At 59.8% G+C, this 14,857-nt stretch carries 13 protein-coding genes; all 13 read left to right on the forward strand.

Going from position 1 to position 14,857, the window contains the following annotated elements; genetic code table 11:
• The first annotated feature begins 7 nt into the window (after nucleotides 1-7).
• The 13 genes from AC3WOK_RS10305 to flhE all read left to right on the forward strand — a co-directional run bounded on the left by AC3WOK_RS10305 (nucleotide 8) and on the right by flhE (nucleotide 14,799).
• Entirely contained in the window at nucleotides 8-556 is a 549-nt protein-coding gene (locus tag AC3WOK_RS10305; protein WP_492354470.1) for a Csu type fimbrial protein, read from the forward strand.
• Between the two features lie 16 nt (nucleotides 557-572).
• A complete protein-coding gene (locus AC3WOK_RS10310; protein WP_063957578.1) occupies nucleotides 573-1,328 on the forward strand; it encodes a fimbrial biogenesis chaperone in 756 nt (251 codons plus the stop codon).
• Nucleotides 1,304-3,688 carry a fimbria/pilus outer membrane usher protein gene (locus AC3WOK_RS10315; protein ID WP_492354471.1) on the forward strand — a complete coding sequence of 795 codons (2,385 nt, stop codon included), beginning with the start codon at nucleotides 1,304-1,306 and terminating at the stop codon, nucleotides 3,686-3,688. Before AC3WOK_RS10310 ends, AC3WOK_RS10315 begins: the two co-directional genes overlap by 25 nt.
• The gene (locus AC3WOK_RS10320; protein WP_059312729.1) at nucleotides 3,685-4,647 is read left to right on the forward strand and encodes a Csu type fimbrial protein; all 963 of its coding nucleotides are present in this window, start codon (nucleotides 3,685-3,687) and stop codon (nucleotides 4,645-4,647) included. The genes AC3WOK_RS10315 and AC3WOK_RS10320 overlap by 4 nt, the downstream gene beginning before the upstream one ends.
• A gap of 84 nt (nucleotides 4,648-4,731) precedes the next feature.
• Nucleotides 4,732-6,399 (forward strand): methyl-accepting chemotaxis protein II, encoded by a 1,668-nt coding sequence (gene tar, locus AC3WOK_RS10325; protein WP_492354472.1) that lies wholly within the window; start codon nucleotides 4,732-4,734, stop codon nucleotides 6,397-6,399.
• Between the two features lie 44 nt (nucleotides 6,400-6,443).
• Complete coding sequence (gene tap, locus AC3WOK_RS10330) at nucleotides 6,444-8,045, forward strand: methyl-accepting chemotaxis protein IV (protein WP_492354473.1); 1,602 nt, start codon at nucleotides 6,444-6,446, stop codon at nucleotides 8,043-8,045.
• A gap of 19 nt (nucleotides 8,046-8,064) precedes the next feature.
• Nucleotides 8,065-8,931: a protein-glutamate O-methyltransferase CheR gene (cheR, locus tag AC3WOK_RS10335; protein WP_023312253.1), complete on the forward strand. Its 867-nt coding sequence runs from the start codon at nucleotides 8,065-8,067 to the stop codon at nucleotides 8,929-8,931.
• Nucleotides 8,928-9,977, forward strand: a complete 1,050-nt coding sequence (locus AC3WOK_RS10340; protein WP_029741783.1) for a protein-glutamate methylesterase/protein-glutamine glutaminase — start codon at nucleotides 8,928-8,930, stop codon at nucleotides 9,975-9,977. Before cheR ends, AC3WOK_RS10340 begins: the two co-directional genes overlap by 4 nt.
• Before the next feature lie 16 nt (nucleotides 9,978-9,993).
• Nucleotides 9,994-10,383, forward strand: a complete 390-nt coding sequence (cheY, locus tag AC3WOK_RS10345; RefSeq protein ID WP_006176072.1) for a chemotaxis response regulator CheY — start codon at nucleotides 9,994-9,996, stop codon at nucleotides 10,381-10,383.
• 10 nt (nucleotides 10,384-10,393) lie between these two features.
• The gene (cheZ, locus tag AC3WOK_RS10350) at nucleotides 10,394-11,038 is read left to right on the forward strand and encodes a protein phosphatase CheZ (protein ID WP_492354474.1); all 645 of its coding nucleotides are present in this window, start codon (nucleotides 10,394-10,396) and stop codon (nucleotides 11,036-11,038) included.
• Nucleotides 11,039-11,187: 149 nt separating this feature from the next.
• Nucleotides 11,188-12,336 (forward strand): flagellar biosynthesis protein FlhB, encoded by a 1,149-nt coding sequence (flhB, locus tag AC3WOK_RS10355; protein ID WP_021240449.1) that lies wholly within the window; start codon nucleotides 11,188-11,190, stop codon nucleotides 12,334-12,336.
• Nucleotides 12,329-14,407 (forward strand): flagellar biosynthesis protein FlhA, encoded by a 2,079-nt coding sequence (flhA, locus tag AC3WOK_RS10360; protein WP_047345946.1) that lies wholly within the window; start codon nucleotides 12,329-12,331, stop codon nucleotides 14,405-14,407. The genes flhB and flhA overlap by 8 nt, the downstream gene beginning before the upstream one ends.
• The gene (gene flhE / locus AC3WOK_RS10365; RefSeq protein ID WP_023336119.1) at nucleotides 14,407-14,799 is read left to right on the forward strand and encodes a flagellar protein FlhE; all 393 of its coding nucleotides are present in this window, start codon (nucleotides 14,407-14,409) and stop codon (nucleotides 14,797-14,799) included. Before flhA ends, flhE begins: the two co-directional genes overlap by 1 nt.
• Nucleotides 14,800-14,857: the final 58 nt, after the last annotated feature.

Here is a 14,857-nt window from a genome sequence, read left to right on the forward strand (position 1 = left end):
CAGTGCCATGAAGGCATTTATAACGAGTCTGCGCAAAAGCGCAGAGGGACACGTGCAGCCTTTTTTCGCGCTGGTGGTCGGATTGCTGATGACGTCCTCGGCCGGCGCGGTGACGTCACAGTCCTTCAAAGTGAGCGCGACCATTGTACCGGGATGCGCGGTGGCCACCGGCAGCGGGGGGATGCTCGGTACGCTGGATTTTGGCAGCCATAACGGCGTCGAAACCGCACCGGTAAGCACCAGCTTTGTGCCAAGCGGGGCCTTATCCATCGCCTGTACGCCAGGCGTGGCGCTGAGCATGAGCATTAACGGCGGTCAAAATTATTCATCCGTTCGCCGCATGAAGCGCACGGACGGTGCCGACCTGGTGAGTTACCGGCTCTACAGCAGCAGCTCGCTGGCCGCGAACAGCGAAATTGGCGTCAACCAGGCAATACCGGTGACCTATACCAACAGCAATAACATCGCGCTGCCGCTTTTTGGCGTGGCGCTACTGACCGGGTTTAGCCCGGCAGGAACGTATTCCGATCAGCTCACTGTGACCTTGTCATGGTAATAAAGGGAGAGTGCCGATGAAGCCGTTTTTCAGACCTCTATGTCTGGCGGGCGCGTTGGGAATGGCGGCAGCCGGCCAGGCGCAGGCGGCAGCCACCATTCTGCTCTGGCCTATCGATCCGTGGCTTTCGGCAGACGCCAAAGCCACGGAACTGTGGATCCAGAACCAGGGAAACAGCGCGGCGACGATGCAGGTGCGCATTGTGCGCTGGAAGCAGGAGGACGGGCACGAGCGTTATACCGCGCAGCAGGACGTGGTGGCCAGCCCGCCCATCGTCACGATTGGCACAGGCAGTAAGCAGCTTATTCGTCTTATTAAACAGGCTTCGGTTCCCGCAGGCGTTGAGCAAGCCTACCGCATTATTGTGGATGAAATCCCCCAGCCGGATGCCAAAGCCGAACCTACCATCGGCCTCAAATTACAGATGCGTTACTCCATTCCTCTGTTCGTTTATGGGCAGGGGATCCCGACAATAAAAGAGGGCGCGCATCACGCGCTGGCGGAGACCCAAAACCTGAGCTGGCGGGTGACGCAGGCGGGTGGACAACCTGCGCTGGAGGTCCGAAACCGGGGTGATGTCCACGTCAGGCTGAGCCAGGTGGCGCTGGAGCAGGGTGGGCAGAAACGCACGGTCGCGGAGGGATTGCTGGGTTACGTGCTCCCGGGCAGCACCCGCAGCTGGCCAATACCCGCTGGCGTTCGTCAGCCAGAGCGGATGAGCGCGCAGATTAATGCCAGGGACGCACAATGGCAGTCGACCCCCGTCAACTGAAGCCGGCGATGATGATCCTGCTTTGCGTCAGTTCCGCGGCCTGGGCTGAGCCCGGCGACGACAGTTTACCGCCGCCTCCCCAGGCGCAGGCGATAAACGACGAGGCGGTGTTCCAGCTTGCGCTCGTGCTGAACCACTACGATACCGGCCTGGTCGTGCCGGTGACGCAGCGTAAAGGCGCTTTCTTTATCTCCAGCGCCGATTTACTGCGCGCGGGGCTGCCCCCGGAGCATGTGCCAACCGGAGAGGTCAATCTCTCCTCGCTTGCCCGGGTGCGGGTAGAGTACGACAGCGCCGCGCAGCGCCTGCTGCTGACCGTTCCCCGCGACTGGGTCACCGCCCGCGCGACTCCCTTCAGCGCCCAAACGGCGCAGACTAAACCGCACTTCGGACGCGGCGCGCTGCTGAATTACGATTTCTATACCAACCACACGGAGCATATCGGCGGTCAGGCCTCGCTCTGGCACGAATTCCGCTACTTCAATGAGAACGGCTCGTTTTCCTCTACGGGCTATGCCCGGGAAAATTTCACCGGTAACCACGGCCAGCAGGAAGGGTATGTCCGCTACGACACGACCCTGCTGTTCACGAATGAAGAGGACGCGATGAGCTGGAGCGTCGGGGACGTGATCTCCGATGCCCTGAGCTGGAGCTCCAGCGTGCGGATGGGCGGGGTAAGCGTCGGGCGGGATTTTTCCCTGCGCCCCGATCTGGTGACGTGGCCGCTGCCCGAGTTCTCGGGGGAAGCCGCGGTACCCACCTCGGTCGATCTCTTTATCAACGGCTATCGCTCCGGCTCAACCCAGCTTCAGCCGGGCCCCTTCACCCTGACCAATCTGCCCTATATTAACGGCGCCGGAAATGCGGTGCTGGTGACCACCGATGCGCTGGGGCGCCAGGTGAGCACCACGCTGCCGTTTTACGTCACCAGTGATTTGCTTAAACAAGGGCTGAGCGACGGCGCCGTGACCCTGGGCAGCCTGCGGCGCAATTACGGCATTAAGAATTTCGACTACGGCTCGGCGGCCGGCAGCGGCTCGTATCGCTACGGGGTAACGGACTGGCTGACGCTGGAGGGCCACGCGGAGGGGGCGCAGGAGCTGGCGCTGGGCGGGGCAGGGACGGTAATAAAACTCGGGCAGCTTGGCGTGGTGAATACCGCCTACTCGCAAAGCCGCATGCGCGGGGATACGGGCGGGCAAATCAGCTGGGGTTACCAGTACAGCACCAGCGAGTTTAGCGTCGCGACCCAGCACACGCGCCGCGGCCGCGGTTTTGGCAACCTCGCTCTCTACGATCAGCCGACGGTCTATGACGAAAACGACAAACCCATCGCCAGCTTTAGCCGCAATACGGACCAGTATTCTCTGACCTTCAATCTGGGACAGTACGGCAACATTGGCGCGGCCTGGATTGGCGTTGAGAGCTTTGACAGTCAAAAAACGGAGCTGCTGAACCTCTCCTGGAGCCGCAACCTGTGGGGGGCAAGCAGTATTTACCTTGCTGGCAGCCGGGACCAGCAGCGGGGAGACTGGACGGTCGCGCTGTCGCTGCAGGTCCCGCTGGGCGCGCGCGACAGCGCTGCCTTCACCGTTGAAAACACCCCTGACGCAGGCAGTACCCAGCGGATCAACTACAACCACTCTATGCCCTCAGACGGCGGGTTTAGCTGGAACATGGCGTGGGCCAACCAGTCGAGAGCCAGTGATTATCAGCAGGGCACGCTGGGCTGGCGCAACAACAACATTGAGCTGCAGGGCGGCGCCTATGGCGAAAGGGACATGATGACCTGGTGGGGCGAGGCGATGGGTTCCGTTGTGCTGATGGACGGCGAGCTGTTTGCAGCAAACAAGATCAACGATGCGTTTGTGGTCATTAGTACCGACGGCCATCCGGATGTGCCCGTCAGCTATGAGAACCAGCCCGTCGGGAAAACAAACCGCAACGGTTACCTGCTGGTCAGCGGGGTCTCGGCCTATTACCCGGCAAGCTACCGGATTGATACCCTGAATCTGCCGGCGGATACCCAGCTGAAAGAGACCGAACGGCGCATTGCGATCCGCCGCCACAGCGGTTACCTGGTTGATTTCCCGATGGAGCAGGAGCGGGTCGCCAGCGTCATCCTGCATGATGCGCGCGGACAGGCGATTCCGGTGGGCAGCCAGGTGCGCAGGACCTCGCGCAGCAATGCGGTGGTGGGGTATGACGGCATCGCCTGGCTGGAAAATCTCAGCGATGTGAACCCGCTTGAGGTAATAACGCCTGACGGGAAGCGCTGCACGACCACCCTGAGCGTGGGGGCAAACCCGGAGCACAGACTGGAAACCTACGGTCCGCTGGTTTGTCGGGAGGGGCCATGAGGCGCCTGCTGCTGTGGGTGCTGCTGCTGTTCTCCGGCGGCGGCTGGGCGGCATGTACCGTCAGTACGGTCAATGCGTCGTTTGGCAGCGTCACGTCGTTCGCGCTCAGCGGAACCGGAGAGGTGGAAACGACCGGCACGCTGGTGGTGGCGTGTGATACCGTGCTCAACGTTCTGACCAACGACTCGGTGACGCTGAACTACACCGCGGCATCGGTGTCGGGCAGCAGTCGCGCGACCATGAAACGTACGGATAATGCGGCCATCGCGGACGTTATCCCCACCCGACTGTGCGGATTATCGGGCTGCGCGAGCAGCAGCGAGGTGCAGATAAGTAAATCGTATACCTGGAGCGGAAACACTCTGCTGGGATTGCTGGGGTCAAAGCAGTACAACATTCCGCTCTATTTTCGCACCGTCGCCGGGCAAAACGTCACCGCCGGGCCTTACCAGGTACTGTTGACGTTCAGCATCAACTACAGCGTCTGCGCGTTAGGCGTGGGAAGCCTGTGTACGAATCCCCAGACGGGAACTGCAACGACCACTATTCTGCTTAACATGACCGTTACCAACGATTGCAGCGCGATGACCACCCCGGACGTGAACTTTAACAGCGCGCCGCTGGTGCAAAGTTTCCCGACCGTCTCGCAGGCGATTGCTGTTACCTGTACCAAAGGCAGTACTTATACCATCGGCATTAATAATGGTGCTAACGCGCTGAACAACGTGCGGCGGATGGTGAGCGGCAGCAACTATATGAGCTACGACATCTATAAAGAAGCCACGACTAACCGCTGGGGCGGCAGCGGCACCGAGCGCTGGACCAGCGCGACGTCGTCGCAGGTCAGCACGGACGGTTTACTGCGCACCTACAACTACACCGCAAAAGTCCTGACCAGTCAGGCCACGCCCCCCGCCGGCACCTACACCGACACGCTGATTGTCGACGTGGCGTTTTAACCCTGCGCTTTTCCCTTTCTCAAATGTAAAGTTCCTGTGGGCAGTGCCGATAACACCGTTAATAAATCTATGAGAAGGTGTTGTATGTTGAACCGTATCCGCGTTGTCACAATGCTCATGATGGTGCTGGTCATTTTCGCACTTCTTCAGCTCATTTCCGGCGGGCTTTTTTTCTCGTCATTGAAACAGAACCAGGACAGCTTCGCGGCCTCGAACGATCTCCGCCTGCAGCAGAGTGAACTCACGTCGACGTGGGATCTGATGCTGCAAACGCGTATCAACCTGAGCCGCTCGTCCGCGCGCATGATGATGGACCCCAACAATCAGCAGAGCAGCGCGAAAACCGATCTGTTGAAAAATGCCCGCGCCACGCTCGCTGACGCCGCTAAACACTACGACGCCTTCAAAAAGATTACGCCGCAGCCTGCCATGGAGCAGGTGAGCCAGAATATTGATGAAAAATACAGCGCCTACCATGCCGGTCTGACGGAGCTGATTCAGTTCCTGGAGAACGGCAACATGGACGCCTATTTCGCGCAGCCGACGCAAGGGATGCAAAACGCCCTCGGCGCGGCGCTGGGGGAATACGCGAAGGCCAGCGGTGACCTGTACCACTCGGCCTTTACGGAAAGCCAGAATGACTACCGTTTTGCAAAATGGCAGATGGCGGTACTGGCGCTGGCGCTGGTCATCGTGCTGGTTGCGGTATGGTACGGCATTCGCCATATCCTGCTGAATCCTCTCGGCCGCGTGATTGCCCACATTCGTGAAATTGCCGGCGGTGACCTGACCAAAACGCTGATCGTTTCCGGGCGCAATGAGATCACCGAGCTGGCAAACAGCGTTGACCATATGCAGCGTTCGCTTATTGAGACCGTCGCCAACGTGCGTAACGGGTCAGAGGCGATCTATACCGGCACCAGCGAAATCGCAATGGGGAATAACGATCTCTCTTCCCGCACCGAACAGCAGGCGTCCGCCCTGGAAGAGACGGCCGCCAGCATGGAGCAGCTCACCGCAACCGTGAAGCAGAACGCCGATAACGCCCGCCAGGCGTCTCAGCTGGCGGAAAGCGCCTCCGAGACGGCGCAGCGCGGTGGTCGCGTGGTGGATGGCGTGGTCAAAACCATGCACGAAATCGCCGACAGCTCGAAGAAAATTGCCGACATCATCAGCGTGATCGACGGCATAGCTTTCCAGACCAACATTCTGGCGCTGAACGCCGCCGTGGAAGCGGCGCGCGCGGGCGAACAGGGTCGCGGGTTTGCCGTAGTGGCCGGGGAAGTGCGTAACCTGGCCAGCCGCAGCGCCAACGCGGCAAAAGAGATCAAGTCGCTGATTGAAGATTCCGTCTCCCGCGTGGATACCGGCTCCGTGCTGGTGGAAAGCGCAGGGGAGACCATGAATGACATCGTGAATGCCGTTACTCGCGTGACGGACATCATGGGTGAAATCGCCTCTGCGTCCGATGAGCAGAGTCGTGGTATCGACCAGGTTGCCCTGGCGGTATCGGAAATGGATCGCGTGACACAGCAAAACGCCGCCCTGGTGCAGGAGTCCGCCGCGGCGGCCGCTGCCCTGGAAGACCAGGCGAGCCGTCTGAAGATGGCCGTCTCGGCGTTTCGTCTCGCTTCACTCGCTGGAAACACGGTCGCCCCGCAGGCGACGTATCGCGCGCCAGCCGTTGAATCGGCTGCCAACCGTACGCGTACCGCGACGACCGGACAAGATGAAAACTGGGAAACATTTTGACTGACAATTAAACCGCGGCTGCTTGCCGCTTGATGGGAGCGTGGATGTTAAATCGTATTCGTATCTCGACCACACTGTTTTTGATTTTGATCCTTTGCGGTGTGTTGCAGGTTGGCAGTAACGGGTTGTCTTTTTGGGCGTTTCGCGATGGCTATCAGAATTTGCAGGAAGTTGAGGCGAGTAACCAGCAGCGCTCCGCACTGGCACAAACGCGTGCCGTGCTGTTGCAGGCAAGCACCGCGCTGAACAAGGCGGGAACCTTAACCGCCCTGAGCTATCCGCCGGATGACATTAAGGCGCTGATGGCGACCGCGCGCGACAGCCTGAAACAGGCAGACGTACAGTTTAAGGCCTTTACGGCGCAGGCCGCCGACAGCGAGAAAGAGAAAGCGCTGAAGGCCGCCATGAAGACGAACTTTGACCAGTGGTACGGCGATCTGGACCACCAGGCGACCTGGCTTGAGAACAACCAGCTGTCGGACTTTATGACCGCGCCGGTTCAGTCCTCTCAGGCGGCGTTTGACGGCAGCTTTAACGCGTGGCAGCAGAATATTAACCAGACCGTTCAGCGTGCCGGCGAAGACAGCCGTAAAAGCTATCACATGTCCGGCGTCATCTTTGCCGCGGTTGTGATTCTGGCAGGGTTGCTGACCGGCGGGTCGCTGCTCTGGTCGCGCAGAATGATTGTGCAGCCGCTGGCGATCGTCAGCAGCCATTTCGACAGCATTGCGAAGGGGGACCTGGCGCGACCGGTGGCGGTGTTCGGCAGGAACGAAATTTCGGCGATCTTTGCCAGCCTGAAGGCGATGCAGGGATCGCTCAGGGAGACGGTATCCGACGTGCGTCAGGGCAGCTATGCCATGCACACCGGGATCTCAGAGATTGCGGCAGGTAATAACGATCTTTCATCCCGCACCGAGCAGCAGGCGGCCTCGCTGGCGCAGACGGCGGCCAGCATGGAGCAGCTGACCGCGACGGTAAGCCAGAACGCCGATAACGCGCGTCAGGCGTCTGACCTGTCAAAACAGGCGGCGATGACGGCGAAGAAGGGCGGCGATCAGGCCTCTCACGTCGCCAGCACTATGCAGGAGATTGCCACCAGCTCGCAGAAAATTGGTGACATCATCAGCGTGATTGACGGTATCGCGTTCCAGACCAATATTCTGGCGCTGAACGCCGCGGTTGAAGCGGCGCGTGCCGGGGAGCAGGGGCGCGGGTTTGCGGTGGTGGCGGGTGAAGTGCGTAACCTGGCGAGCCGCAGCGCCAACGCGGCAAAAGAAATTAAGGTGCTGATTGAAGAGTCGGTTTCGCGCGTCCAGCAGGGCTCAACGCTGGTGGACACGGCGGCGAAAACGATGAACGAGATTGTCACCTCCGTCACGCGGGTAAACGACATCATGGGCGAAATTGCCTCTGCGTCGGACGAACAGCGTCGCGGCATTGAGCAGGTTGCCCAGGCTGTCAGCCAGATGGATCAGGTCACGCAACAAAACGCCTCGCTGGTCGAGGAAGCGGCAGCGGCAACCGATCAGCTGGCCAGCCAGGCGGATCGTCTGACCGGGCTGGTCGCGGTATTTAATGTGAAAGAGCACGTTGAAGCAGTAACAGAAGTCGGGCGGTCGCAGGCCGTGCCAGTTGTATCCTGAATGTAATTAAGAAGGCGCTATGACATCACCAATGCCCCCTGGGCAAACGTCATTATTGTTGCAGATGACACAGCGCCTCGCGCTGTCCGACGCGCATTTTCGTCGGATATGTCAGTTAATCTACCAGCGTGCGGGGATCGTGCTTGCGGATCATAAGCGAGACATGGTCTACAACCGACTGGTGCGGCGCTTGCGTACGCTGGGGCTGGATGATTTTGGTCGCTATCTGAGCATGCTCGAAGCGAACCAGAACAGCGCTGAGTGGCAGGCATTTATTAACTCCTTAACCACCAACCTGACGGCGTTTTTCCGTGAAGCTCACCACTTCCCGGTACTGGCAGAGCACGCGCGCCGTCGCACCGGGGAGTACCGCGTCTGGAGTGCGGCCGCCTCGACGGGCGAAGAGCCTTACTCGCTGGCGATCACCCTTGCCGACACGCTGGGAATGACGCCCGGACGCTGGAAAGTTTACGCCAGCGATATCGATACCGAGGTGCTGGAGAAGGCGCGCAACGGTGTTTATCGCCAGGATGAGCTGAAAACGCTGTCACCGCAGCAGCTGCAGCGTTATTTCATGCGCGGCACAGGCCCGCATGAAGGCCTGGTACGCGTACGCCAGGAGCTGGCGAACTGCGTTGAGTTCGCGCCCGTTAACCTGCTGGATAAGCAGTACAACGTGCCGGGGCCGTTCGACGCCATTTTTTGCCGTAACGTCATGATCTATTTTGATAAAACGACGCAACAGGACATTCTGCGTCGGTTTGTTCCGTTGCTCAAGCCTGACGGTTTACTGTTTGCCGGGCACTCGGAAAACTTCAGCAACCTCGCGCGTGAGTTTAGCCTGCGTGGGCAAACGGTATATGCGCTGAGTAAGGAAAAAGCATGAGTAAAATCAGGGTATTGTCTGTCGATGATTCAGCGCTGATGCGTCAGATCATGACTGAAATCATCAATAGCCACAGCGACATGGAGATGGTGGCGACAGCGCCCGATCCCCTGGTAGCGCGGGATTTAATTAAAAAATATAACCCCGATGTGCTAACGCTGGATGTCGAGATGCCGCGCATGGATGGCATAGATTTCCTCGAAAAGCTAATGCGTCTTCGGCCCATGCCGGTGGTGATGGTCTCCTCCCTGACCGGGAAAGGATCGGAAATCACCCTGCGCGCGCTGGAGCTGGGGGCGGTGGATTTTGTCACCAAACCGCAGCTCGGCATTCGTGAAGGGATGCTGGCGTACAGCGAAATGATCGCCGAGAAAATTCGCACCGCGTCGCGCGCGAAGCTTGCCGCCCACACGCCGCTGGCCGCGCCGGCAACCCTGAAGGCCGGCCCGTTACTCAGCTCGGAAAAACTGCTGGTCATTGGAGCGTCAACCGGAGGAACAGAGGCAATTCGCCATGTACTCCAGCCATTGCCGCTTTCAAGTCCGGGTATTCTGATCACTCAGCATATGCCGCCAGGCTTTACCCGTTCGTTCGCCGAACGCCTGAACAAGCTGTGCCAGATCAGCGTGAAAGAGGCGGAAGACGGCGAGCGCGTGCTTCCGGGACATGCGTATATCGCCCCGGGCGACAAGCATATGGAGCTGTCGCGCAGCGGCGCTAACTATCAGATCAAAATTCATGACGGACCGCCGGTTAACCGGCACCGTCCGTCGGTGGATGTGCTGTTTCATTCGGTGGCGAAACATGCGGGGCGCAACGCCGTTGGGGTGATCCTGACGGGGATGGGCAACGACGGTGCCGCCGGAATGCTTGCAATGCACCAGGCTGGCGCCTGGACGATTGCGCAGAATGAAGCAAGTTGTGTGGTGTTCGGCATGCCGCGCGAGGCCATCAATATGGGTGGCGTGAGCGAAGTGGTCGATCTTAGCCAGGTAAGCCAGCAGATGCTGGCGAAAATCAGTGCCGGACAGGCAATACGTATTTAAAGAGGAGTGTAGTTTTATGGCGGACAAAGAGCTCAGATTTTTGGTTGTGGATGACTTTTCCACCATGCGTCGCATTGTGCGTAACCTGCTGAAAGAGCTGGGCTTCAACAACGTTGAAGAAGCAGAAGATGGCGTTGATGCGCTGAACAAACTGCAGGCTGGCGGGTTTGGTTTTGTCATCTCTGACTGGAACATGCCGAACATGGACGGTCTGGAACTGCTGAAAACCATTCGTGCAGACGCGGCAATGGCCTCTCTGCCGGTTCTGATGGTTACCGCAGAAGCGAAGAAAGAGAACATCATTGCCGCTGCACAGGCGGGCGCAAGCGGCTATGTGGTGAAGCCATTTACCGCGGCGACCCTGGAAGAGAAGCTCGGCAAGATCTTCGAGAAACTCGGCATGTGAGGTGTTGGTCATGATGCAACCTGCTATGAAACCCGTTGAAGAACACTCGCCGAGCGACATCATCGTCCGCATCGGCAGCCTGACGCGCATGCTGCGCGACAGCCTGCGTGAGCTGGGACTGGATCAGGCGATTGCCGAAGCGGCGGAAGCGATTCCTGATGCCCGCGATCGTCTGGACTACGTGGTACAGATGACCGCCCAGGCCGCGGAGCGTGCGCTGAACAGCGTTGAAGCGTCACAGCCGCACCAGGATGCGATGGAAAAGGGTGCGAAAGCGCTGAGCAAACGCTGGGACGAGTGGTTTGAAAACCCGATCGAGCTGGCGGACGCCCGCGAACTGGTGACGGATACCCGTCAGTACCTGGGTGATGTGCCGGGTCACACCAGCTTCACCAACGCCCAGCTGCTGGACATCATGATGGCGCAGGATTTCCAGGACCTCACCGGTCAGGTTATCAAGCGCATGATGGATGTTATCCAGGAGATTGAGCGCCAGCTGCTGATGGTCCTGCTGGAGAACATCCCGGAACCGGCAGCCCGTCCAAAACGCGAGAACGAGAGCCTGCTCAATGGTCCACAGCTCGACACCAGCAAGGCGGGCGTTGTGGCAAGCCAGGATCAGGTAGACGACCTGCTGGACAGCCTCGGCTTCTGATGGTCCGTTCCGCCTCAGGAGGTTAACGCCCCCCTGAGGCGGTTTGCGCCAAAATCACCGAAAAGAGCCCGAATAAACGGGCTTTTCCCGCCATTGGATTTCCGCTGCGCTGGCATGATACCCGTGACGTAATGGGCTGAGCATGCACTGTGGCAGAAGAGAACGACGACAAAACGGAAGCCCCCACACCCCACCGACTTGAAAAAGCGCGTGAGGAAGGGCAGATCCCCCGATCCCGAGAATTGACCTCCCTGCTGATCCTTATCGTAGGCGTGTGCATTATCTGGTGGGGCGGGGAGTCGCTCGCCCGCAAGCTGGCGGGAATGCTCTCAACCGGCTTACGGTTTGACCACAGCATGGTCAACGATCCGAACCTGATACTCAGCCAGATTATTCAGCTTATTAAAGGGGCCATGGTCGCGCTGCTGCCCCTGATTACCGGGGTTGTGCTGGTCGCGCTGGTTTCTCCGGTGATGCTCGGCGGTCTGGTTTTTAGCGCCAAATCGCTGCAGCCGAAATTCTCCAAACTGAACCCGCTGCCGGGCATTGCGAAAATGTTCTCTGCCCAGACCGGGGCCGAGCTGCTCAAAGCCATTCTCAAATCGGTACTGATGGGCAGTTCCGCGGGGTTTTACCTCTGGTACCACTGGCCGGAGATGATGCGTCTTATCAGCGAGTCTCCCCTTACCGCGATGAGCAACGCGCTGAATCTGGTCGGGCTCTGCGCGCTGCTGGTGGTGCTCAGCATAATCCCGATGGTGGGGTTTGACGTGATCTTCCAGCTTTACACCCACTTCAAGAAGCTGCGGATGTCGCGTCAGGATATCCGTGACGAATACAAGCAGATGGAAGGTGACCCGCACGTCAAAGGGCGTATCCGCCAGATGCAGCGTGCCGCCGCCCGTCGCCGCATGATGGACGATGTGCCAAAGGCCGACGTCATCGTCACCAACCCGACACACTATTCCGTTGCGCTGCGCTATGACGAAAACAAAATGAGCGCGCCGAAGGTGGTGGCGAAGGGGGCGGGACTGATCGCGCTGCGCATCCGCGAAATTGGCACCGAACACCGCGTGCCGATCCTCGAAGCCCCTCCGCTGGCGCGTGCCCTGTACCGCCATGCGGATATTGGACAACAGATCCCCGGACAACTCTACGCCGCCGTGGCGGAAGTGCTGGCCTGGGTATGGCAGTTGAAGCGCTGGCGTCTGGCCGGTGGTCAACGGCCTGTGAAACCTGAGAACCTTCCGGTGCCTGCCGCGCTGGATTTTATGAACGAGAAGGACACTGATGGCTAATCTGGTGGCAATGTTGCGCCTGCCCGGCAACCTGAAATCGACCCAATGGCAGATCCTTGCCGGACCGATTCTGATCCTGCTAATTCTGTCGATGATGGTACTGCCGCTTCCGGCGTTCATCCTCGATCTGCTTTTCACTTTCAATATTGCGCTGTCCATTATGGTGCTGCTGGTGGCGATGTTCACCCAGCGTACCCTGGAGTTCGCCGCGTTCCCGACCATTCTGCTGTTCACCACCTTGCTCAGACTGGCGCTGAACGTGGCGTCCACGCGTATCATCCTGATGGAAGGCCACACCGGTGCGGCAGCGGCGGGTAAAGTGGTGGAGGCGTTCGGCCACTTCCTGGTGGGCGGCAATTTCGCTATCGGTATCGTGGTGTTCGTTATCCTCGTTATCATCAACTTTATGGTTATCACCAAAGGTGCAGGGCGTATCGCGGAAGTGGGCGCGCGTTTTGTGCTGGACGGGATGCCGGGCAAGCAGATGGCGATCGACGCCGACCTGAACGCCGGCCTTATCGCCGAAGATGAAGCCAAAAAACGCCGTTCGGAAGTGACACAGGAGGCGGACTTCTACGGCTCCATGGACGGTGCGAGTAAGTTTGTGCGCGGCGACGCCATCGCGGGCATTCTGATCATGGTGATTAACGTGGTCGGCGGCCTGCTGGTGGGGGTACTGCAGCACGGAATGGACATGGGCCACGCAGCGGAAAGCTATACGCTGCTGACCATTGGTGACGGTCTGGTCGCTCAGATCCCGGCGCTGGTTATCTCCACGGCGGCGGGTGTGATTGTCACCCGCGTCAGCACCGACCAGGACGTTGGCGAGCAGATGGTGGGCCAGCTGTTCAGTAACCCGCGCGTTATGCTGCTGGCCGCTGCGGTTCTCGGCTTGCTCGGCCTGGTGCCGGGGATGCCAAACCTCGTCTTCCTGCTGTTCACTGCGGCTCTGCTGGGGCTTGCCTGGTGGATGCGCGGCCGTGAAATCAAACCGGCGGCGGAGCCTGTTCCGGTCAAAATGCCGGAGAACAACCAGGCCGTAGAAGCCACCTGGAACGACGTTCAGCTGGAAGATTCCCTGGGAATGGAGGTCGGGTATCGCCTGATCCCGATGGTCGATTTCCAGCAGGACGGCGAGCTGCTTGGCCGTATCCGCAGTATTCGTAAAAAATTCGCGCAGGATATGGGCTTTCTGCCGCCGGTTGTGCACATCCGGGACAATATGGACCTGCCGCCCGCGCGCTATCGCATCCTGATGAAAGGTGTCGAAATTGGCAGCGGTGATGCCTATCCGGGCCGCTGGCTGGCGATCAACCCGGGCACCGCCGCAGGCACGCTGCCGGGCGAACAAACCATCGACCCTGCCTTTGGCCTGGCCGCCATCTGGATTGAAAGCGCGCTGAAAGAGCAGGCGCAGATCCAGGGGTACACGGTTGTCGAAGCCAGTACCGTGGTGGCGACCCACCTTAACCACCTGATTGGGCAATTCTCGGCGGAGCTGTTTGGCCGTCAGGAGGCGCAGCAGCTGCTCGACCGCGTCACGCAGGAGATGCCGAAGCTGACCGAAGATCTGGTTCCGGGCGTGCTGACCTTGACCACGCTGCACAAGGTGCTGCAAAACCTGCTCGAAGAAAAGGTGCCGATCCGCGATATGCGCACCATTCTGGAAACGCTGGCAGAGCATGCGCCAATCCAGAGCGATCCGCACGAGCTGACGGCGGTGGTGCGCGTGGCGCTGGGACGCGCGATCACCCAGCAGTGGTTCCCGGGAACCGGGGAAGTGCAGGTTATTGGCCTCGATACGCCGCTTGAGCGTCTGCTGCTTCAGGCCCTGCAGGGCGGTGGCGGGCTGGAGCCGGGTCTGGCGGACCGCCTGCTGGCACAAACGCAGGAGGCGCTGGCGCGTCAGGAGATGCTGGGCGCACCGCCGGTGCTGCTGGTGAACCACGCGCTGCGTCCGCTGCTGTCGCGCTTCCTGCGCCGCAGCCTGAACCAGCTGGTCGTGCTGTCGAATCTGGAGCTGTCGGATAACCGCCATATCCGCATGACGGCGACGATTGGAGGAAAATAATGCGTAAATGGCTATGGATTTTGCTCTTCCCGCTGGCGGCGCAGGCTGCCGGAGAAGGCACCTGGCAGGCAAGCAGCATGGGCGTGACGCTCAGCAACCGGGGCGTGGCAATGTCCTCTAACCCGCTGGCGCCTTCTGACGCGGTATCCGGCCTGATGGGCCTTGTGGTCTGGAACTACCGGCTGATTGGCCCAACGCCTGCCGGGCTGCGGGTGCGCCTCTGTTCTCAGACGCGCTGCACGGAAATCGACGGAGAAAGCGGTACGACGCAGGCCTTCAACGGCGTGCCGGCAATCGAACCTTTGCGTTTTATCTGGGAAGTGCCGGGCGGGGGACGTTTGATCCCGGCGCTGAAGGTGCAGAGTAATTCCGTCATCGTGAACTATCGCTAAACCCCGCCTGACCTGCAGCCATCAGCATTTCTGATGGCTGCCTCGCAAAAATAGACCT

The sequence above is a fragment of the Enterobacter sp. FW301-JW81 genome (assembly GCF_058788735.1).